The sequence below is a fragment of the Salinisphaera orenii subsp. orenii MK-B5 genome (genome assembly GCF_003788635.1).
GTDB classification, from domain to species: Bacteria; Pseudomonadota; Gammaproteobacteria; order Nevskiales; family Salinisphaeraceae; genus Salinisphaera; species Salinisphaera orenii.
This window is the reverse complement of record NZ_AYKH01000042.1, coordinates 50,495-71,077: the sequence shown is the minus strand read 5'-3', so window position 1 is coordinate 71,077 and position 20,583 is coordinate 50,495. Positions and strand designations below refer to the sequence as shown.

Below are 20,583 nucleotides of genomic sequence, written 5' to 3'. Positions count from 1 at the left end.
CGGTTTCGGCCTCAGACGCTGACGTTGAGCGTGACGTCGATATTGCCGCGCGTCGCGTTGGAGTAGGGGCAGACCTGATGGGCCTGGTCGACCAGCGTTTCGGCCGTCTCGCGGTCCAGGCCGGGCAGGGAGACATCGAGGGTGACCGCGATGCCGAACGCCTCGCCGGACGGGCCGATGCCGACCGTGCCGGTCACGCTGTGGTCGGCGGGCATGTCGATCTTCTGCTTGCCGGCCACCACCTTCATGGCCCCGATGAAGCAGGCCGAGTAGCCGGCCGCGAACAGCTGCTCCGGATTGGTGCCGTCGCCGCCCGCGCCGCCGAGCGCCTTGGGCGTGGCCAGACGCATGTCGAGCGTGCCGTCGGAGCTGACGGCGCGTCCGTCGCGCCCGCCGGTCGCGGTGGCCTCAGCTTCATAGAGAATTTTGTCGACGGTCATGAGTTGCTCCCGATGGATAAGCGTTGGATGCAGCGTTACACGTCGATCGATTGTGCGCAATACATCTCTGCGGGCGAGTGCACGAGCGCTGTCGGGCGCCGGTCGCCGGATGGGTTGACGTGACGGCCGGATATGCCCGCCTGTGGCGAAGGGTCAAGCGCTCGGATCCGAAGCTCTGGGGGCTGGTGTTGGCGTTGATCCTGACGCTGGCGACCTTCGTGGTGCCGCGTTGGCCACTCGCTCGGCCGGTCTACGCCACGCTGTTCGTCGTCGACATCACGCGCAGCATGAATGTCGCCGATTACCGCGCGGGCGGCGAGCCGGTGACCCGTGTGGCGCGGGCGAAGCAGGCCGTTGCATCGGCAATCGCGCGTCTGCCTTGTGGTTCGCGAGTGGGCCTCGCGCTGTTCTCCGAGCGCACGGTCAACATCACGCTGATGCCCATCGAGGTCTGCGCAAGCTTCAATGCGCTGCAGGCCAGCGTGGACATGATCGATTGGCGTGCCGCCTGGGCCGCGGACAGCAACGTCAACCGCGGCCTGGTCGATGCGATGGAAAAGATCGAGCTCGCCCGCGCCGGCGGCGCGCTGGACGAACACACGAGCCTGGTATTTCTCACCGACGGCCACGAGGCGCCGCCGGTCAATCCTCGCTACGAGCCCGACCCGGCGATTCTCGTGCCCGGCAAAAAACCGGGCGCGCCCGGAGCGGCCGCCGCCGATGCGCCGCCGCTGCACGGGCTGCTCGTGGGTGTGGGTGGTTACACGCCGGTCGAGATTCCGAAATACAACGCCGAGGGCGAGCGCATCGGCGTCTACGAAGCCGACGACGTGCCGCAGGCGGCCAACTTCGGGCAACCGGCGAACCCGGAGGAGATCGACGGCTACGTGCCGCGCAATGCGCCGTGGGGGCGCAGCGAAAAGCTTGGCAACGAGCATCTGTCCGCAGTGCGTGAAGCGCATCTGCAGTCGATGGCGGACGCCGCCGATTTCGATTACCTCCATCTCGATGACGACGCCGCGTTCTATCGCGCCGTCACGCCTCGCGCCTGGGCCGAAATCCGCGAGCGACCTACCGATATCCGATGGCTGTTCGCCGCGCTCGCGCTCGTCTTTGTCGTGCTTGTGCACGCCGGCACCGTCATTTCGGATCTGCGCCGTCGCGCGCGTTTCGTTTTTCCCGATCACCCAAGCCGAAGGAGTGTTTCATGAATCGACGTTCGTCGTTGGTCCACCGCCTCACCGTTGGCGCCTTGCTGGTCTGTTCCACCGCTGCACTGGCGCACGGACCCACGCCCCAGAAAGCACAGGAGAGTATTCATATCGATGCGCCGCCGGCCGAGGTCTGGCAGATCGTCGGCGACGTCTCGGCGCTGGCCGACTGGCAGCCGGCCTTGTCAGCGGTTCATCCCAGCAAAAACCATGATGGAATCGCCGACGAGACCGGCGCCGAACGTGTGCTCGTGTTCGCCGATGGCGGCGGCGAGATCACCGAAAGCGTCGACGAATACGATCCGGAACGCCGTTACATGGGCTATCGACTTCTTCGGGAAGACCCTTCGGTTTTCCCCGTGAGTTTCTACACCGCCACGATCGAGGTGAAGGTCGCCGATGGTGGCAGCGAGGTGGTGTGGAAGGCGCGTTTCTATCGCGGCGATACCGGTAATTTTCCGGAAGAAGGGCAGACCGACGAGGCCGCGCAGGCGGCCATCCACGGTTTCTTTAGAAATGGCCTCGAGGCATTGAAGACTCGGGTCGAGGGCGGTTGATGCGAGGTGCTGCGCGTCGGATTCTTTGGATATTGCTGGGCGTGCTCGCTGGTACGTTGGTCGCGCGGGCTGACACCGCCTGGATGACGGTGCAGGGCGCTGCGCAGCTCGCCGCGATCGATACCGGCCGAGGTGAGATCGTCGAGCGCATCGACGTCGCCGAAGGTCCGGTCGGCGTGGCGGTCGGCCAAAGACGGGTCTATATCACCCATCCCGAAATCGGCCGGATCAGTGTGGTCGATGTCGAGCGCCGCGCCGTGACCGACACCTGGGACGTCGGCGGCGAGCCGTTCGGCATCGCGCTGGCCGACGCGTCGCAGCAGGCCTATGTGACCGACTGGGCGGGCAATCGCCTGGACGTCTACGACGTCGACAGCGGCCGGCGGCTGGCGCGTGTCGGTGTGGGCGGCGCGCCGGCCGGCGTGGCGATCACGCCGGACGAATCGGCCGTGCTGGTCGCCAACCGGGAGAGTGACAGCGTGTCGGTCGTCGCCGCGACCGACAACACGGTGGCTGCCGAGATCGATGTGGGAGAGGCACCTTTCGCGGTGCTGGCTGGGCCGAACGGCCGGTATGCGTTCGCGGCGAGCGTGCGCAGCGACGACGTGCACGTGATCGACCTGAGTGCCAGCGCCAGTGCGCGAACGATCCAGACCGGGATCTTTCCTTATGGTCTGGCGACGGCCGATAATGGCCGCACGCTGCTCGTCACCGAACAGCGCCACGGGCTGCTCGCCCGGTTCGAGGTCGCCACCGGACGTCGGCTCGGCGAGATCACGGTGGGCGGTCAGCCGGACGGCGTCGCCGTGGACCGCGACGGTCGACATGCGATCGTGGCGAACTGGTTCGACGACACCGTCTCGCTCGTGGACCTCGATTGCGCCTGCGAGACGGCGGTGATCGCGGTGGGCGCCGGCCCAAGGGGCTTCGGACGATTCATTCGCCATTGAATCGTTTTCGCCGTTCTGGCCACAGGGGGTATCGATGCGTCTAGGGCGCCTGTCGCTCAAGCTTCGTTTGCTGTTCATCGTCGTCGGCATCCTCGGCCTCGGGTTGGCCGGTGCGGCCGCGATCATCCTGCATAATGCGCGGGCGGCGACCATCGAGGAGATCGAGGCCAATCTCGATTTCAGTCAGGAGCTCGTGCGTTTCCTCGTCGCCGACGTTGACCGGCCGCTTGCGCCGGATGCGCTCGCGGCACTGTCCGCGGCGTTCGAGGATCTGCGGCACGTCCAGGTCGAGATCGAGAGCGATACGGGCGAATGGCTGCGCTTGACCTCGGGCGCGCACGCCGAACCGGCACCTGTCTGGTTTCAGCATCTGATCGTTCCGCCGTCGCAGGTATTCGATACCATTCGCATCACGCGCGGCGGCTCGTTGGGGCGCATCCGCATCACCGCTCTGACGGACGATGAGGTCGCCGAAGTCTGGCGTGATGTCTACGACCTGTTCTGGCTCGCGGCCTGGCTCATGGTGTCGGTTTCCGCGCTGACATGGTTGGGGCTGTGGTTCGGACTGAAACCGCTACGCGATCTCCATGCCGGCTTCGCCCGTCTGGCCGCCGGCGACTTCAGTCGTCCCGTGGGCGTACCGGCCGTGCCTGAACTCGCCGATACGCAGAGCAAGTTCAACCACGTCGTGGATGCCCTGCGCGAGAGTACGCGCCAGCGGCGGTTGCTCACCCAGAAGCTGGTGACCATGCAGGAAGAAGAGCGGCGCGCGATCGCGCGTGAACTGCACGACGAGATGGCGCCTTATCTGTTCGGTATCCGCACCGACATGCAGGCGCTGTCGTGGTCGCTTGCGCGCGACGATAGAGACGGCGTCGAAGCGCGTATCGATTCCGTGCAGGCGCATGTGGACCTGATCCAGCAACGTGTTCGCCGCATGCTGGGTCGCCTGCGGCCGGCGGTGCTGGACGATTTTGGTCTCCGCGAGTCGTTGATGTATCTGGTCGAGGACTGGCGAGAGCGCTGCCCACAGATGGCATGGCGGGCCCGGTTGCGGTCGGTCGACGACGATCTGGATGATGCCGTCCAGGTCACGGTCTATCGGGCGGTCCAGGAGTGCCTGACCAACGCTGCCCGGCATTCGGGGGCCACAGCCGTGACCGTGGCGGTGTCGTCGACCGTCCGGGATGACGTGCTCTGGCTCGAGATCGAAGTGGCCGACGACGGCGTCGGCATGACTGAAGGGGCGTCGCTGGGGCTCGGCCTGACCGGTCTACAGGAGCGGGTCGCCGCCCTCGGCGGCGACTTCGACCTCGCTCGAGGCGGAAGCGGCGGACTCGCCGTACGCCTGGCGATTCCGGCCTGCGGCAGCGTAGGCGTCTAGTCCTCTGCCGGTGAGCCGGCGTTAGACTGCCCACATGGAGATTCCCGGTTCGTTTCGGCGTGTATTCGATGGCGCTCGGTGGATGCTGGTGCGGCTGCTTCAGCTCCCGGTACTGATCTATCGCTATACGCTCTCGCCGCTGCTGGGCCCGCGCTGTCGCTATGTGCCCAGCTGTTCGGCCTATGCGCTGGAAGCACTCGAGCGCCACGGGCCGATCCGCGGCGGCTGGCTGGCGCTGCGCCGGATCGTGCGCTGTCATCCGCTGCGCGAGGGTGGCTTTGATCCGGTTCCGCCCGAACGCGAACGCTAGGCCGTCGACCCCCGCGCCGCGGGCGATGCAGCCGCGCGCGCCAGGGTTTATAGTGTCGCGCTCGACGCTCTCGTCCCGCGCACCGACCCCGCCGCCGCCATGACCGGTTTTGCTGAACACAAGTCCCTGAATCTGCCCGCCCTCGACGCTGAGATCCGCCGCCGGTGGCAGGCGGACGGCGTGTTCGAGGCCAGCACGGCCCGACGCGCCGATGCGCCGGTCTTTACGTTCTACGAAGGCCCGCCCACGGCCAACGGTCGGCCGGGCATCCATCACGTGCTCGGGCGCACGGTCAAGGATGCATTCTGCCGCTACAAGACGATGCGCGGCTATCGCGTGGATCGCAAGGCCGGCTGGGATACCCATGGCCTGCCGGTGGAGATCGAGGTCGAGAAGGAGCTCGGCCTGCAGTCGCGCGAGGATATCGAGAACTACGGCATCGCCGCCTACAACGCGGCCTGCCGCGAGTCGGTGCTGCGCTACAAGGATCAGTGGGACGAACTCACCCGCCGGATCGGCTACTGGGTCGATCTCGATGCGCCCTACGTCACCTTTTCCAACGAATATATCGAGTCGGTCTGGTGGCTGCTCAAGCAGCTCCATGAGCAGGGGTTGCTCTACAAGGGCCACAAGATTCACTGGTATTCGCCGGGCTCGGGCACGGTGCTGTCCTCGCACGAGGTCAGCCTCGGCTACAAGGAAGTGCAGGATCCGTCGATCACGGTGAAGTTCTTCCTGGCCGACGAGCCGGACGTGGCGATCCTGGCCTGGACGACCACGCCCTGGACCATGCCGTCGAACGTCGCGCTCGCGGTCGGGCCGGACATCGAGTATGCCCGGGTCCGCGCGGCCGACGGTTCGCTCTATATCGTCGCCAGGGATTGCGTGGCCGCGACGCTGGGTGACGACGCCGAAATCGTGGAGACCTTCGGCGCCGAGGCGCTGATCGGCAGGCGCTACAAGCCGCCCTACGACTGTTTTGCCGACCATCCCGAGGCGCACAACGCTTGGTACGTGATCGCGGCGGATTTCATCACCACCGACGACGGCACCGGCATCGCCCACGAGGCCCCGGCCTTCGGCGCGGACGACTTCAATGTCACCAGCGCAGCCGGCATGCCGGTGTTCAACCCGATCGAGCGCGACGGGCATTTTCGTGCCGATTTCCCGCTGGTCGGCGGGCAGTGGTTCAAGGACGCCGACAAGCCGATCGCGCGCGATCTCAAGGATCGCGGCCTGCTGTTCGACCAGAGCGTCACGGTGCACAACTATCCGCACGACTGGCGCAAGGGCACGCCCTTGATGAACTACCCGGTCGAGTCCTGGTTCGTGGCGACCCAGCAGCACAAGGACAAGCTGGTCGAATACAACAAGGCGATCAACTGGTTCCCGCCCCATGTCGGCACCGGCCGTTTCGGCGACTGGCTGGAAAACAACGTCGACTGGGCGCTGTCCCGGCATCGCTACTGGGGCACGCCGCTGCCGATCTGGGTCAACGACAACGACCCGGCCGATATCGTGGTCATCGGCTCGATCGCCGAGCTGCGCGCCATAACTGAAAAAGCAGGGGCGGGCGATCAGGTGGCCGATGACGAGTCGCTGGATCTGCACAAGCCGCAGGTGGACGAGATCACCTGGACCGCGGCCGACGGCGGCACCATGCGGCGCGTGCCCGAGATCATCGACGTCTGGTTCGATTCGGGCGCGATGCCGTTCGCCCAGTGGCACTACCCGTTCGAGAACAAGGACACCTTCGAGGCCAATTTCCCGGCGGACTTCATCTGCGAAGGCGTGGACCAGACCCGCGGCTGGTTCTACTCGCTGCATGCCATCGGCACGCTGATCCAGGATTCGCCGGCCTATAAGAACGTCATCGTCAACGGCCTGCTGCTGGATGCCAACGGCGAGAAGATGTCCAAGTCCAAGGGCAACACCGTCGATCCGTTCGAGGCCCTGGATACCCACGGCGCGGACGTCATCCGCTGGTACATGCTGTCCAACAGCCCGCCGTGGGACAACACCAAATACGCCGATCGCGGCCTGCGCGAGACGCGCACCAAGGTGTTCGGCACCCTGGAGAACGTCTATGCGTTCTTCGCCACCTACGCCAACATCGACGGCTTCGACACCGCGATGCCGGCGCCGGCCGTGGCCGAGCGGCCCGAGCTGGACCGCTGGATCCTGTCGCGTCTGCAGTCGACCGCGGGCGAGGCGGTCGCCGCGCTCGACGCCTACAATCCCACGCGCGCGGCGCGCGCGGTCGAACGCTTCGTGGACGCGCTGTCCAACTGGTACATCCGGCGTTCGCGGGCGCGGTTCTGGGCCGGTGCCCGGGCCGACGATGACGCCGGCGAAGACGATGCGGCGGTCGCCGACAAGCGGGCGGCCTATCACACCACGCGCACCTGCCTGCGCGACGTGGCGGCCCTGATGGCGCCGATCGCGCCGTTCTTCTCGGACTGGCTCTACGCCCGCGTCGCCGGCGCTTCCGAACCGGCTTCGGTGCATCTGACCGACTATCCGACCGCGGACGAGACGCTGGTCGACGAGGCGCTGGAGCGGCGCATGCGGCTGGCGCGCGCGGTGGTGGCCAACGTGCTCGCGCTGCGCAACGAGGCCGGTGTGAACGTGCGCCAGCCGCTGGCGCGCATCCTGGTGGTCGAGGAGCCGGGCGTGGCGCGGGCGGATATCGACGCGGTGGCGTCCATCGTTCGCGAGGAGGTCAACGTCGACGCCATCGAGTTCGTCGCCGGCACGGGCGATCTGGTCCGGCGCAGCGCCAAGCCGGACTTCCGGGGGCTGGGCAAGCGGCTGGGCAAGCGCATGAAGCCGGTGGCGGCTGCGGTCGCCGCGCTGGACGACGATGCGATCGCCGCCTACATGCGCGACGGCGCGATCACGATCGAGGCCGACGGCGAGCCGATCGAGCTCGGTCCGGACGACCTGGTGGTGTCCGCCGAGGGCGTCGAGGGCTGGCTGGTGGGCCGCGAGGATGGCGTTACCGTGGCACTTGATAGTACACTTCACGATTCGCTGCGCGAGCGTGGTCTTGCGCGGGAAGTGATCAACCGGGTACAGCGGCTGCGCAAGCAGGCGGATTTCCACGTTGCCGACCGCATCCGCGTGCAGTACAGCGCGGACGCCGGGCTGGCCCGTGCCATCGACGCGCACGACGCGACGCTGACGCGGGAGACGCTGGCCACCGCCTATGTGGCCGAGAACGAACCGGCGGGCGAAGTGGTCGAGCATTTCGAGATCGACGGCGCCGCCATCACGCTGGCCCTGACGCGTCTGTCCTGAGCACGCGTCGGGCGCGGGCAGACGGATCCGGGCTCCAGAGTTTCAACGAACGACACGACAGTCGAGATAGCAGGCCATGCAGAAAAACATTCACCCCAACTACCGCCCCGTGGTGTTCAAGGACATGGGGGGCGACTTCGCCTTCCTGACGCGCTCCACCATCGCCTCCGACGAGACCATCGAGTGGGAGGACGGCAACACCTATCCGCTGGTCAAGCTGGAGGTCACGAGCGCGACCCACCCGTTCTACACGGGCAAGCAGAACATCATGGACACCACCGGCAAGGTGGAGCGCTTCCGTCGCCGTTACGGCATGGGCGGCGGCAAGAAGTAGCCCGCCTTCCGGCGTTGGGGCGCGGCGCCGTGTCCGGTGGCCGTGCCTTTTTGATGGCGTAGCGTAAATCTGTCGTGGCGCCGTGCGAGCATCCTCGCCGGCGAGGTGAGCCGCCCAGCGGTCGGCACCGTCACGGCGGGCGGCGAGCCTTCGCGCCGTCTGCAACGCCTGAACCCGGTACGGTTTCCGCTGCGTCGTGGCCTTGTGCCGGGGTTCGAGTCGTCTCGCGACTGTTGACGCGTCGTGCGGACGCCGCGTCGGCGACCGCACATCGTGTGCGGCACGGCGCGAGTCGCTGATCGTGGCGCGCCACGATCGTCGAGGCCGGCAAAGCCGCAACGCCGCAGCGTGCCCATGGTCGATCGTTCATCTGCGGCCCAACCCGGCGAGCCGAGCGCTGTCGCGGCAATCCAGCGTTGTCGCACCCTGACGCAGAATGACTGCGCGGCGCGCAGGACGCCTAGCCTTGCCCCCATAGTCAATTTCAGAAAGCGCTTGGTGCGGGCTCGCATGAAGCGTTAGCCGGCCCTACGCGGTCTCGCGGGCCAGTTCCAGAAATGCGTCCACATGCTGGTTGCTGCGGTCCGCCGCACGCACGCCCAGATGGATCTGCTTGGGGATGCCGTGCCGCCCGAGAGGCACCGTGGCGATCGACAGCCGGTTCGCGTATTCGTCGATCAGCCACTTCGGCAGTGCGGCCACGCCGCGTCCGGCCGCGACCAGCTGCAGCATGATGTCAGTGGATTCGACCGTCTTGTGCTCGCGCGGCCCGCTGCCACCGGGCGTGAGCAGATAGGTGTAGATGTCCAGCCGCGCCGGGTTCACCGGATAGGCGAACAGCACCTGGTCGGTGAGATCGGCCGCATCGATGAATTCGCGCCGCGCCAGTGGATGATCGCGGGCCACCGCCAGCACCTGCTCGTAGTCGAAGACCGGTTCGAACAGCACGCCGGCCGTGTCCACCGGATCCGGTGTGACGAGGATGTCGATGTCGTGATTGGACAGGGCGTCCATGCCGCCGAACCGGAACTGTTGGAAAACGTCGATATCGACGCCCGGCCAGTCTCTCAGATACGGCTCGACGACCTTCAGGAGCCACTGATAGCAGGGGTGGCATTCCATCCCGACGCGCAGTGCGCCCTGCTTGCCGGCCGCGTACTCGGCGAGCGTGGCGTCCAGGCGCTCGAACTGCGGCACCAGGCGGCCGGCTTCCGCCAGCAGGTATTCGCCGGCGGCGGTGAGACGCACGCGGCGTCCCTCCCGCATCCAGATCCGCGTGCCGGACTGATTCTCCAGTTTCTTGATCGCGTGGCTGAGCGCCGACTGCGTCAGATGCAGTCGGCGGGCCGCGGCCGTGATCGAACCTTCGCGTTCGATCTGGCGCAGGATGTTGAGGTGCATGCGTTCGATCATGGCCGGGCAAAATATGAGCGAATATAATTGAACTAGTATTATAAAGCATTTTTATTCATGTATGACACAGACTACGCTGTTCGCTTCCATTGCTGAGCGCTCTCGGCTCCACTCGTGGCCGCGGCGCGCTCGATACGCCACGCTGCAGAGGGTCTTATGACCGTATCTCACAACCTGGGCTTCCCCCGTATCGGCGAACGCCGCGAACTCAAGAAGGCGACCGAGGCCTACTGGAAGGGCGATCTCGATTACGCCGGGCTCGAGGCCGCGGGCGCGGAACTGCGCCGCGCCAACTGGGCCAAGCAGCAGGCGGCCGGCATCGATCTGATCCCGTCCAACGATTTCTCCTTCTACGATCAGGTCCTGGGCCTGTCGTGTCTGATCGGCAACGTGCCCGAGCGTTTCGGCTGGAACGGCCGCGACATGAATATCGACGTCGCCTTCGACATGGCGCGCGGCACTCAGGGCGCGATCGCCTGCGAGATGACCAAGTGGTTCGATACCAACTACCACTACATCGTCCCCGAGTTCACCCAGAACACGTCGTTCAATCTTGTCGGCTCCAAGATCTTCGACGAGTTTGCCGAGGCCAAGGCACAGGGCATCGTCACCAAGCCGGTGATGGTCGGCCCGGCCACCTACCTCACGCTGGGCAAGGTCACCGACGGCTCGAATCTGGACAAGTTCGATCTGGCCGATTCGCTGATCGAGGTCTATGTCCAGATCGCCGAGAAACTGGCCGCGGACGGCGCCGAATGGCTGCAGATCGACGAGCCGATCTTTTCGCTGGACCTGAACGACGCCCAGCGCGCGGTCATCGAGAAGGCTTATGCGCGGCTCGCGCAGGTCGACGGCATCAAGATCATGGTCGCGAACTACTTCGGCGAGCTTGCCGACAACATGGAGCTGTTCACGTCGCTGCCGGTCGAAGCACTGCATATCGACGCGGTGCGCGGTATCAAGGAGGCCGAAGTCGTCGCTGCGCGGCTGGACGACGAGAAATATCTGTCCGTCGGCATCATCGATGGTCGCAATATCTGGAAGACCGATCTGGAACGCGCGCTCGCCACGATCGAGACCATCAAGGGCGAGATTGGCGCGGGGCGTCTGATCGTGGGCCCGAGCTGTTCGTTGCTGCATTCGCCGGTCACCCTGCGCAGCGAAACCAAGCTCGACGACGAGTTCAAGAACTGGCTCGCCTTCGCCGAAGAAAAACTCGACGAGATCGTGTTCCTGGCCAACGCCGCCGACAGCAAGCTCGACAAGACCATGCTGGCGGACAACAAGCAGGCGATGGCCGATCGTGCGGACTCCGCGCGCATCCACGACGCCGCGGTCAAGCGCCGCGCCGCCGCGGTCGCCGACAAGGACCGCCAGCGCGGCTCGCCCTACGCCGAACGCGCGAAGAAACAGCACGCCAAGATGAACCTGCCGGCCTATCCCACGACCACCATCGGCTCGTTTCCTCAGACCCAGGAAGTGCGCAAGGCCCGCGCCGCCCACAAGAAGGGGCGCATGTCGGATGCCGAGTACGACGCCTTCCTGGAAGCCAAGATCGCCGAAGCCGTGAAAATGCAGGAAGACATGGGCTTCGACATGCTCGTACACGGCGAATTCGAGCGTAACGACATGGTCGAGTACTTCGGCGAGCAGCTGGCCGGCTATGCGTTTACCAAGTTCGGCTGGGTGCAGAGCTACGGCTCGCGTTACGTGAAGCCGCCGATCATCTTCGGCGACGTGTCGCGGCCCGAGCCGATGACCGTGAAATGGTCGAAATATGCCCAGTCGCTAACGGATAAACCCATGAAGGGCATGCTCACCGGCCCGGTGACGATGGTGCAGTGGGCGTTCGTGCGCGACGACCAGCCACGGTCCGAGACCGTCAAGCAGGTCGCACTCGCGATCCGCGACGAGGTGGTGGATCTGGAAGCCGCCGGGCTGGCCGCGATCCAGATCGACGAGGCCGCGTTCCGCGAAGGCCTGCCGCTACGCCGCGCGGACTGGGATGCCTACCTGAAATGGGCGGTGGAATCGTTCCGGATTGCGTCCTGCGGCGTGGCCGACGACACCCAGATCCATACCCATATGTGCTACTCGGAGTTCAACGACATCATCGAGGCGATCGCCGACATGGATGCCGACTGCATTTCCATCGAAACCTCGCGCTCGCAGATGGAGCTGCTGGATGCGTTCGTGGCCTTCCAGTACCCGAACGAAATCGGCCCGGGCGTCTACGATATCCACAGCCCGCGCGTGCCGGAAAAGCAGGAGATGATCGACCTGCTTAAAAAGGCTACCAAGGTGCTGCCCGCCGAGCGGGTGTGGGTGAACCCCGACTGCGGCCTCAAGACCCGCGGCTGGGCCGAGGTCGAGCCCGCGCTGCGGCACATGGTCGACGCCGCCCGCGAGCTGCGCGACAGGGCCGCCTGATCTGAAAAGACCTGTCGCGGGGGCAGGTCGGATCGTAGCGCTGCCGCCCCGGTTAGCCGGGGCGGTTTCCCCTGCGGCGGGGTATTCGTCAGCGTCATCGATCATCCGTCGATACGGTCGTAATGGCCGCCGATCGCAAGGATATAGATCGCTTCATCATCGAAGCGATAGATCAGGCGATCTTGCTGCGACAGCCGCCGTGACCAAAGGCCGCTCAAGTTGTGTTTGAGCGCCTCCGGTTTGCCCGTACCGGTCGTGGGATCGTCGGTTCGGTTCAGTTCCTTGAGAATACGGCACAGCCTGCGATGCAGGCGCTTGTCCTCGGCGCGCATCGTTTCATAGGCGAGCCAAGTGCGGCCTTCAAAGACCAGTGATCTCACGCATCTCGTCCGCGCTGGGCGTATAGCCCTTGCCTTGCGTATGCGTCTCAAGCGATTCGCCAATCTGACGCATGAGGTCGCTGTTCTGAAGCACGTAGAGACTTTCCTGCTCGCGCTCCCAGTCCTCGGCACTGATGACCACGAAGCTTTCGCCGCCGCGCCGTGTGACCTTGAGTGGGTTGTGTTCGGTCGTCACGCGATCGACCAGCGACTTGAGATTGTCGCGAAAGCGGTTGACGCTGATTGAATCCATTCTCGAATTTAGATGTACGGACTGTCCGTACGATTATACGTACTGCGTGTCGGCCGGCAACACGTTAGTTCTGTGCGTATACGCCTGAATACGGCGTCGCCTCGGCTGCTAGTCACGGCCCCCAACGCAGCGGATGATCCGCCCGCAGCACGCCGTCGTCATCCCAGTCCCGCCAGCCGGTGAACGGTATTGGTTTTGCCTCGTCGAGTGCGGTCAGGCGTTCGGCCCATGCGTTCTTGCGCTCTTCGAGATGGCGTTCGAAAACGTCGCGTTGTGCGTAGCTGATGCCGCCGCCCTGAACGGCGTGAGCGACGAAGGGCGGCAGCACGTCGAAGCCCATGTAGTGCAGCGAGTAGTGGATGGGCCATAGCAGGCGCTCGATCGGCCCGCCGCGCCCATAGGGCGAAAACGTCTCGGCCGGACCGCCGGTGGTCACCGACAGCAGGGCGCGTTTGCCGCGGAAGTGGCCTTCGTCGTAGCGCTTGCGCCCGGTGTAGAGCTCGCCGTAGATGAACACGCGGTCGAACCAGCCCTTGAGGATCGCGGGCTGGGCATGCCACCAGAGCGGGAATTGCAGGATGACCAGATCGGCTGCTTCGAGCCGGTCGATCTCGCGCTGCACGTCGGCGGGGCGGCTGTGACTGGTGCCGGCATAGCGTTGTTCGGTCAGCGCCGAGAAGTAGTTCGGATCGGCGCGTGGGCCGTAGTGGCGCGGGCTTTCGAGCGGGTCGAAGCCTTCGGCGTACAGGTCGGATACAGTCACGCGGGCGCCGTTGTCGGCGAGCGTCTGCCTTGCCGTCGCGGTGAGGGCGGCGTTGAACGAGCGCGGCTCGGGGTGGCTGTGAACGATCAGGGCATGCATGGCGGTTCATGTTCGGTTGGCGTGGGACCGCAACGATGGGCTTGTCATCAGTGCAATGAAATGGCTTATGAGCGCAAACCGGGTTTGCAAAAATGCAAGATAGTCTGGGCTGGGACGATCTGCGGCTGACGCTGGCCATCGTGCGCGCCGGCTCGCTGGCTGGTGCCGCCCGGGCGCTCGGCGTGAGTCATGCCACGATCTTTCGGCGCCTCAAGGCACTGGAGAAACGAACCGGCACGCGGCTGTTCGAGCGGGTACGCGGCGGCTATACGCCCACGCCCGCCGGCGAGGATATGGCCGCCGCCGGCGCGCGCATGGAGCAGGAGGTGCTAGGCGTGGAGCGCCGCGCCGTCGGCCGGGACCTGCGCCCGTCGGGCACCGTGCGGCTGACCACGACCGATACGCTCTTCGAGGGTCTGGTCGCGCCGATGCTCGGGCGTTGCCGGGCCGAGTATCCGCAGATCGCGCTCGAAGTCGCGATCTCCAACGAGACCTTCAATCTATCGCGTCGCGATGCGGATATGGCGATCCGGCCGATCGCCGAGCCGCCCGAGGCGCTGATCGCTTACCGCCTGGCCCGCGTGGCGCTGGCGGTCTACCGGGCGCGCGATGCGGACGAAAACGCAGCCTCGCAATGGATCGGCCTGGACGACAGCGTGAGTTTTCCGGCGTTGAGCGCCTGGATGCAGGCCCAGGGCGCCCACGCGCGCTGCGATTATCGCCTCGACACCGTGCAGGCCATGCAGTCCGCCCTGCGACACAGCGATGCACGCGCCGTACTGCCCTGTTATCTGGGCGACGCCGATCCGACGCTGGTGCGCATCGGCGCGCCCATCGCGGCGCTCGCGACCGATCTCTGGCTTTTGATCCACCCCGACCTGCGCCGGGTGGCGCGCATGCGCGCGGTGCGCGATCTGTTGATCGACGGCTTCGCCCGGGGCGACGTCGTGCAGCAGCTCGCGGGCACCGCGCAGGCGGATCGAATGTCGACATGAGCAACCGGCGCCCGGGCGCGGTCCCCGGGCGCCGGTTGCTAAACTACGCGCCTTTCACGCCCCGCTGCCCAAGGTGTATCGATGAGCGTCGTCACCCGTTTCGCCCCGTCCCCGACCGGTTATCTGCATATCGGCGGTGCGCGTACCGCGCTGTATTCCTGGCTGCACGCCAAGGCCAGCGGTGGCCCCGGCGATGGACGATTCGTGCTGCGTATCGAGGATACCGACCGCGAGCGCTCCACCGATGAAGCCGTGCAGGCGATCCTCGATGCCATGGCCTGGCTGGATCTCGAACACGACGGTGAGATCTATTACCAGACCCGGCGTTTCGATCGCTATGCCGACGTCATCGACCGGCTGATCGACGAAGGCAAGGCCTATCGCTGCTATTCGAGCGCCGAGGAAGTCGAGGCCATGCGCGAAGCCGCGCGTGCGAAAGGCGAAAAGCCGAAATACGACGGGACCTGGCGGCCGATGCCGGGCAAGACGCTGCCCGAGCCGCCGGCCGGGGTCGATCCGGTGATCCGTTTTGCCACGCCGCTGGACGGCCATACGGTGATCCACGACCTGGTGAAAGGCGATATCACCATCAGCAACACCGAACTGGACGACCTGGTCATCGCCCGTGCCGATGGCACGCCCACCTACAACTTCTGTGTCGTGGTCGACGACATGGATATGGGCATCACCCATGTCATTCGCGGCGACGACCATGTGAACAACACGCCGCGCCAGATCAACATCCTGAAAGCGCTCGTGGGTGACGACGGTGATCTGCCGGTTTATGCCCATGTGCCAATGATTCTCGGCCCCGACGGCAAGCGTCTGTCCAAGCGCCACGGCGCGGTCGGCGTGATGCGCTATCGCGAAGAGGGCTATCTGCCCGAGGCGCTGCTCAACTATCTGGTGCGCCTGGGCTGGGCCCACGGCGATCAGGAAATCTTCACCCGCGAGCAGATGCTCGAGCATTTCGATATCGAAAACGTACAGGGCGGGGCTTCGACCTTCGACCCCGACAAGCTGCTGTGGGTGAATCAGGAACATCTGAAGATGGCCGCGCCGCAAGACCTGGTCGGTGAGCTGCGGTGGCATCTTGCGCGACTGGGCATCGACGGCGTGGACGACGCCCGTCTGACCGAGATCGCGGCGATCCAGAAAGGCCGCTGCAAGACCGTGCGGGAGATGGCCGAGCAGAGTCTGTTCGTGTTCCAGTCGGTGACCGAGTACGAGCCCAAGGCGGTCAAGAAACATATCAAGACCGCCACGCCCGACCTGATCGCCCAGGTCCGCGACAGCCTGGCTGCCCTCGACGACTGGAACGGCGAGGCGGCAAGTGCCGTGGTCAAGCAGGTAGCGACCGACAACGAGGTCGGCATGGGCAAGGTCGCCCAACCGATCCGGATCGCGGTGACCGGTGGCCCGGTCTCGCCCTCGATCGACGATACGCTGGCGTTGCTCGGCCGCGAGGAAACGCTCACGCGCCTCGATGCCGCGGTCTCCGAATTCGCGGCGTTGAAAGGCTAGCGCGCAGCGCGTCCAGTTTCGCGAGGCTGGCGATCGTGTAATCGGGCACGATCGCGGTATCGTTGGGCCGACCGTCGCGATTGAGCCAGACCGAGGTCGCGCCCACGGTGTTGGCCCCGGCGATATCGGTTTCCAGCGAATCGCCGATATGCATCGTTTCGTCGGCCCGGCATCCGAGCCGTTCGAAGGCATATTCGAACAGATCGGGCGCGGGCTTGGGGCGATGCGTGTCGTCCGCGAACGCGATCACGTCGAAGCGATCGGCAATGCCCAGATGCTTCGGGTGTGTATTGCCGTTGGAAAGCAACGCCAGGCACAGGGCGGGATCGAGGCTCGTGAAAAGCGCGGCCGTATCGGCATATAGCGGCGTGGTGTCGAACCGATGTTGCAGATAGGCGTCATAGAGCTCGGCGGCGAGCGCGTCATCCGGGGCGTCGTATTCGGCGAGCAATGTCTGGAACGCGCGGCGGCGGATCTCGGCGAACGACAGGCCCGCAGCGCCTGGATCGGCGAGCAGCCGATCGCGGATGGCGATCATCGGCTGGATATCGGCGAGCGTATCGGCCATCTGCGGCCGCCGCTCGATAAGCAGTCGCCGCGTGGCGTCGAGCGAGGCGCGCATGCCCGCCTCGAAATCCCACAGCGTCATGTCGCCGTCGAAGCTCAGCAGCCGATAGTGCGAACGCATGGCTTCGGGGCGCGGCGGCAGGCAATGAAAGACGCAACACCATAACAGCGGTGTGGTCGATACAATGCTTGTTCAATTGTCGAGGTATGCATGACGACCACTTATCTTGAACTGCAGGTTCTGAGCACCGGCCAGACATCGCGCCTGGCCGAGATGTTTCGCCTGTTGGGCGAGCCCAACCGCCTGTCGCTGGTCTATGCCTGCCTCGAAGAGCCGCAAAGCGTGCAGACGCTGGCGGCCGATATCGATATCTCGATGTCGCTGGCAAGCCATCACCTGCGGCTGTTGCGCTCTGCACGCCTGTTGCGCGCGGAGCGCCGCGGCAAGCAGGTGTTCTATGTCGCCGCCGACGCGCATGTGCAACGCGTGCTGCGCGACATGGTCGAGCACAGCGACGAGGAGTAGTAGCCATGGCCCATACGCACGACCACACACATGACGGCGGACACGGTCATGCCCACCACGACCATGACCACGATCACGACCACGGTGGTCTCGGCGGGCACCATCATCACGGCGGCAGCGGTCGTGTGCTGGTGTTCTCGCTGCTGCTCACGCTGTCCTTCGCCGTCGTCGAGGCTGTGGGCGGCTGGTGGGCCGATTCGCTGGCCCTGATGTCCGACGCCGGGCATATGTTCACCGACAGCTCGTCGCTGGCGATCGGCGCGCTCGCGGCCTGGATGGCCAAGCGCCCGGTGTCCAAGATGCATTCGTTCGGTCTTCAGCGTGCGGAGGTGCTGGGCGCGCTGATCAACGCGGTGCTGATGATCGTGGTGGTGGTCGCCATCGCCGTGTCCGCGATCGAGCGCTTCGCGGAGCCGCGCTCGGTGGCCGGCGCGCCGGTGATGATCATCGCCGCGATCGGGCTGCTCATGAATATCGGAGTGGCGGTGATCCTCATGCGCGGCGAGCAGACGATGAACGTGCGCGGCGCGCTCATTCACGTCATCGGCGACCTGCTCGGCTCGGTGGCCGCGCTCGCGGCCGGTCTGATCATCATCCTCACCGGCTGGATGCCGATCGACCCGCTGCTTTCGCTGCTGGTCAGCGTACTGATCCTGGTCTCGGCGGTGCGGCTGCTGCGCGATGTGGTGCATGTGCTCATGGAAGGCGTGCCCAAGGGCGTGGACGCCGGTGCCGTCGGCCGCGAGCTCGCCGATGTGGAGGGCGTGCGGTCCGTTCACGACCTGCATATCTGGAGCCTCTCGTCCAGCCAGCGTGCGCTGGCCGCCCACATCGAGATCGCGCGGCTGTCCGAGTGGCAGGCGATCCTGCCGCGCCTGCAGCGCCTGCTGGCGGACAAGTACGCGATCACGCACACCACGCTCCAGCCCGAGGACCGGGCGACCGCACGCGACTGCGTCTGCGAGCCGGACTGCGGCATCGCCAGCTAGTGCCCTGTCGCACGATTCATCGTATTGTTTCCGGCGTGTTTCGCATTATGGCACCTCAGCCACGGCCATGAGCCCCGATACCGCGCCCTGCCCGACGCGAACAGTCAGCCGGGATGCATGCCGCGAACGCGCGCCACGGCGCGTGAGAGTCTGTCGGCGCGACCCGCGTATGGCGCGCCGGCAGACGACGCTCGTGCAGCACAGGTCGCCGGGCGCGTCGTGCCGTCGTGCTGCCGGAGCCAGAGGCGATCCCGGTAGCCGGTACCACACGAGCGGCCCTGCGGGTTGCCTCCGAAATCGTGCCCGGCGGTGTCGGGTGGTTCGTCCCGGGCGCCGAACAGGGACGGCGCCGTGGGTCTGGCGGGATCACGGAGCCTGTGGCAATGCGATCCGCGCGGGTCGGGGCCAGGCCGCGGATGACCGCGAGATGGAGCCGGTCGGGCGCAGGCGCCGGATCATCCGTCGGGGCCGCGCCGGGGCGGCGTTCTGGCGTCGGCCCGCGGTCGCCCGGGAACACGGTGCATGCCGAAGGAGGAGGAACGCGATGAACGACTCAGAACGTCTGGCGCTTGCCGAACGTATCCGCGAGGCCTGTATCGCTGCCGCGCTGGAAGGCTACGAGGATGCGGCGGTGTCCGGGCTGTGCGGCGAAGGTGCCCTCGAGGTGGCGATCAGCACGATGCGCCGCCTGGATCTGGAGAGCGTGCTGGCGGCCGGCGCCGACGATACGGCGTGACGCCCCGCCGCCAGCCGCCGCCAGCTCGGCAGGCGTACGGCCGAACGCGGCGGCCCCGGTTTCCACGCGGATGAAAGCGGCGGGCCATGACGACCCGCCGCCCGCGCCGGGCTACTTGCTCTGGTAGTAGTCCATCAGGATCTCGGCGACCTCGGGCCGGGAGAATTCCGCCGGCGGAGCCTCGCCGCGGCCCAGCATCTCGCGCACCGCGGTGCCGGAGAGCAGCACGAAGTCGTCCTTCGTGTGGTCGGGCACGTCGCGCATCATCACGACCTTGCCGAGCTTCTTGGAGAAGGCGGTGTGGTCGGCGGCGAAGATCTCGATCTCCAGCGCGTCGTCCGGCACCCGTTCCTCGAAGATGGTCTGGGCGTCGAAGGGGCCGTAGAAATCGCCCACGCCGGCATGGTCGCGGCCGACGATGAGATAGGAGCAGCCGGCGTTCTGGCGGAACACGGCATGCAGCACGGCCTCGCGGGGGCCGGCATAGAGCATGTCGAAGCCGTAGCCGGTGATCATCACCGTGTTCGGCGGGAAGTAGACGTCCACCATCTTGCGGATGGCGGCGTTGCGCACGCCCGCCGGGATGTCGCCGGGCTTGAGCTTGCCGAGCAGCATGTGGATGAGGATGCCGTCGGCGCCGGTGGCATCCAGCGCCATCTTGCACAGCTCCTCGTGGGCGCGGTGCATGGGGTTGCGGGTCTGGAAGGCCACGACCTTGTCCCAGCCGCGTTCGGCGAATTCCTCGCGGATCGAGCCCGCGGTGCGGAAGGTCTCGTGGAATTCGGTCTCGAAGTAGCTGAAGTTCAGCACCTGGATCGGGCCGTGGATGACGTAGCGGCCCAGACCGTTGAACGTCGCCACCCCGGGGTGCGCCGGATCGTTGGTGGCGAAGATCTGGCCGGTCAGGGTCTCCAGCTCGGCGTCGCTGAATTCGTCGATGCCCTCGATGTCCTGCACCGCGATCACCGGCTCGCCCTTGACGTTGGGGTCGCGCAGGGCGATGCGGGCCGCGCCCTTGATGGGCTCGATGTCGTCGGTGACGTTGAGCACCGGCACCGGCCAGAACAGGCCGTCGGTGGTGCGCATGTGTTCGCCGACCGACAGCGCGTCGGCCTTGCTCATGTAGCCCGTCAGCGGGTTGAAGTAGCCCGCGCCGAGCATGACGGCATTGGCGGCCGCGGCCGAGGACAGCGTGATCGACGGCAGCTCGTGCGCTTCCTGGAGCAGCTGGCCGTGGGCGGTCTCGTCGGCCACGAAAAGCGGATTGAGCGTATCGGAACCGTGCGGTTTGATCATGGCATCGCGTCTGCGTTGATGAATGGAGCCCGCGCCCGCCGCGGGTCCGCCCCGCCGGCACGAGAAAAAGCGCGGCCGGACCGCGCTTTCGTCTGAACGGGAGGGATTCTAACGCAAGCCGGCGGG

Annotated in this window: 20 protein-coding genes; 13 read left to right on the top strand and 7 right to left on the bottom strand. The window is 66.0% G+C overall.

Translation table 11 applies throughout. The features are described 5' to 3' along the window. Positions 1-11: 11 nt before the first annotated feature. On the bottom strand, positions 12-440 hold the full coding sequence (locus SAOR_RS14920; protein ID WP_123591477.1) for an organic hydroperoxide resistance protein: 429 nt from the start codon (positions 438-440) through the stop codon (positions 12-14). Positions 441-559: 119 nt separating this feature from the next. Here SAOR_RS14920 and SAOR_RS14915 point away from each other — a divergent pair, with 119 nt between their 5' ends. The 7 genes from SAOR_RS14915 to SAOR_RS14885 all read left to right on the top strand — a co-directional run bounded on the left by SAOR_RS14915 (position 560) and on the right by SAOR_RS14885 (position 8,486). Beyond that, positions 560-1,651 (top strand): vWA domain-containing protein, encoded by a 1,092-nt coding sequence (locus SAOR_RS14915; protein ID WP_245965497.1) that lies wholly within the window; start codon positions 560-562, stop codon positions 1,649-1,651. 14 nt (positions 1,652-1,665) lie between these two features. After that, a complete protein-coding gene (locus tag SAOR_RS14910) occupies positions 1,666-2,208 on the top strand; it encodes an SRPBCC family protein (protein ID WP_245965496.1) in 543 nt (180 codons plus the stop codon). A gap of 41 nt (positions 2,209-2,249) precedes the next feature. Beyond that, complete coding sequence (locus SAOR_RS14905) at positions 2,250-3,158, top strand: YncE family protein (RefSeq protein WP_245965495.1); 909 nt, start codon at positions 2,250-2,252, stop codon at positions 3,156-3,158. A 34-nt stretch (positions 3,159-3,192) separates the two neighbouring features. Next, complete coding sequence (locus SAOR_RS14900; RefSeq protein WP_123632121.1) at positions 3,193-4,542, top strand: HAMP domain-containing sensor histidine kinase; 1,350 nt, start codon at positions 3,193-3,195, stop codon at positions 4,540-4,542. A gap of 34 nt (positions 4,543-4,576) precedes the next feature. Beyond that, positions 4,577-4,852 (top strand): membrane protein insertion efficiency factor YidD, encoded by a 276-nt coding sequence (gene yidD / locus SAOR_RS14895; protein ID WP_123591473.1) that lies wholly within the window; start codon positions 4,577-4,579, stop codon positions 4,850-4,852. A gap of 99 nt (positions 4,853-4,951) precedes the next feature. Then, the gene (ileS, locus tag SAOR_RS14890) at positions 4,952-8,152 is read left to right on the top strand and encodes an isoleucine--tRNA ligase (protein WP_123632120.1); all 3,201 of its coding nucleotides are present in this window, start codon (positions 4,952-4,954) and stop codon (positions 8,150-8,152) included. A gap of 76 nt (positions 8,153-8,228) precedes the next feature. Further along, a complete protein-coding gene (locus tag SAOR_RS14885) occupies positions 8,229-8,486 on the top strand; it encodes a type B 50S ribosomal protein L31 (protein WP_123591471.1) in 258 nt (85 codons plus the stop codon). Between the two features lie 528 nt (positions 8,487-9,014). Here SAOR_RS14885 and SAOR_RS14880 read toward each other — a convergent pair. Then, the gene (locus SAOR_RS14880) at positions 9,015-9,899 is read right to left on the bottom strand and encodes a LysR family transcriptional regulator (RefSeq protein ID WP_123591387.1); all 885 of its coding nucleotides are present in this window, start codon (positions 9,897-9,899) and stop codon (positions 9,015-9,017) included. A gap of 156 nt (positions 9,900-10,055) precedes the next feature. Between SAOR_RS14880 and metE the strand changes: the two genes are divergently transcribed. After that, positions 10,056-12,329 (top strand): 5-methyltetrahydropteroyltriglutamate--homocysteine S-methyltransferase, encoded by a 2,274-nt coding sequence (gene metE / locus SAOR_RS14875; protein ID WP_123632119.1) that lies wholly within the window; start codon positions 10,056-10,058, stop codon positions 12,327-12,329. 101 nt (positions 12,330-12,430) lie between these two features. Here metE and SAOR_RS14870 read toward each other — a convergent pair whose 3' ends face one another. The 3 genes from SAOR_RS14870 to SAOR_RS14860 all read right to left on the bottom strand — a co-directional run bounded on the left by SAOR_RS14870 (position 12,431) and on the right by SAOR_RS14860 (position 13,824). After that, positions 12,431-12,709: a Txe/YoeB family addiction module toxin gene (locus SAOR_RS14870; protein ID WP_123632118.1), complete on the bottom strand. Its 279-nt coding sequence runs from the start codon at positions 12,707-12,709 to the stop codon at positions 12,431-12,433. Further along, positions 12,690-12,962 carry a type II toxin-antitoxin system Phd/YefM family antitoxin gene (locus SAOR_RS14865; RefSeq protein WP_123591384.1) on the bottom strand — a complete coding sequence of 91 codons (273 nt, stop codon included), beginning with the start codon at positions 12,960-12,962 and terminating at the stop codon, positions 12,690-12,692. Before SAOR_RS14865 ends, SAOR_RS14870 begins: the two co-directional genes overlap by 20 nt. 112 nt (positions 12,963-13,074) lie before the next feature. Further along, entirely contained in the window at positions 13,075-13,824 is a 750-nt protein-coding gene (locus SAOR_RS14860; protein ID WP_123632117.1) for an NAD(P)H-dependent oxidoreductase, read from the bottom strand. Positions 13,825-13,916: 92 nt separating this feature from the next. Here SAOR_RS14860 and SAOR_RS14855 point away from each other — a divergent pair, with 92 nt between their 5' ends. Further along, the gene (locus SAOR_RS14855) at positions 13,917-14,819 is read left to right on the top strand and encodes a LysR family transcriptional regulator (RefSeq protein ID WP_123632116.1); all 903 of its coding nucleotides are present in this window, start codon (positions 13,917-13,919) and stop codon (positions 14,817-14,819) included. Positions 14,820-14,900: 81 nt separating this feature from the next. Then, positions 14,901-16,343 carry a glutamate--tRNA ligase gene (gene gltX, locus SAOR_RS14850; protein ID WP_123632115.1) on the top strand — a complete coding sequence of 481 codons (1,443 nt, stop codon included), beginning with the start codon at positions 14,901-14,903 and terminating at the stop codon, positions 16,341-16,343. Here the strand turns inward: gltX and SAOR_RS14845 are convergent. Beyond that, positions 16,294-17,031: an HAD family hydrolase gene (locus SAOR_RS14845; RefSeq protein WP_123632114.1), complete on the bottom strand. Its 738-nt coding sequence runs from the start codon at positions 17,029-17,031 to the stop codon at positions 16,294-16,296. The genes gltX and SAOR_RS14845 overlap by 50 nt on opposite strands. Positions 17,032-17,121: 90 nt before the next feature. Between SAOR_RS14845 and SAOR_RS14840 the strand changes: the two genes are divergently transcribed. From SAOR_RS14840 to SAOR_RS14830, 3 genes are all read left to right on the top strand, one after another. Next, positions 17,122-17,436, top strand: a complete 315-nt coding sequence (locus tag SAOR_RS14840) for an ArsR/SmtB family transcription factor (protein ID WP_123591379.1) — start codon at positions 17,122-17,124, stop codon at positions 17,434-17,436. 5 nt (positions 17,437-17,441) lie between these two features. Next, entirely contained in the window at positions 17,442-18,425 is a 984-nt protein-coding gene (locus tag SAOR_RS14835; protein WP_123632113.1) for a cation diffusion facilitator family transporter, read from the top strand. A 544-nt stretch (positions 18,426-18,969) separates the two neighbouring features. Beyond that, positions 18,970-19,161, top strand: a complete 192-nt coding sequence (locus SAOR_RS14830) for an acetyltransferase (RefSeq protein WP_123591377.1) — start codon at positions 18,970-18,972, stop codon at positions 19,159-19,161. 111 nt (positions 19,162-19,272) lie between these two features. Here SAOR_RS14830 and sat read toward each other — a convergent pair whose 3' ends face one another. Continuing rightward, entirely contained in the window at positions 19,273-20,457 is a 1,185-nt protein-coding gene (sat, locus tag SAOR_RS14825) for a sulfate adenylyltransferase (RefSeq protein ID WP_123632112.1), read from the bottom strand. Positions 20,458-20,583 lie beyond the last annotated feature (126 nt).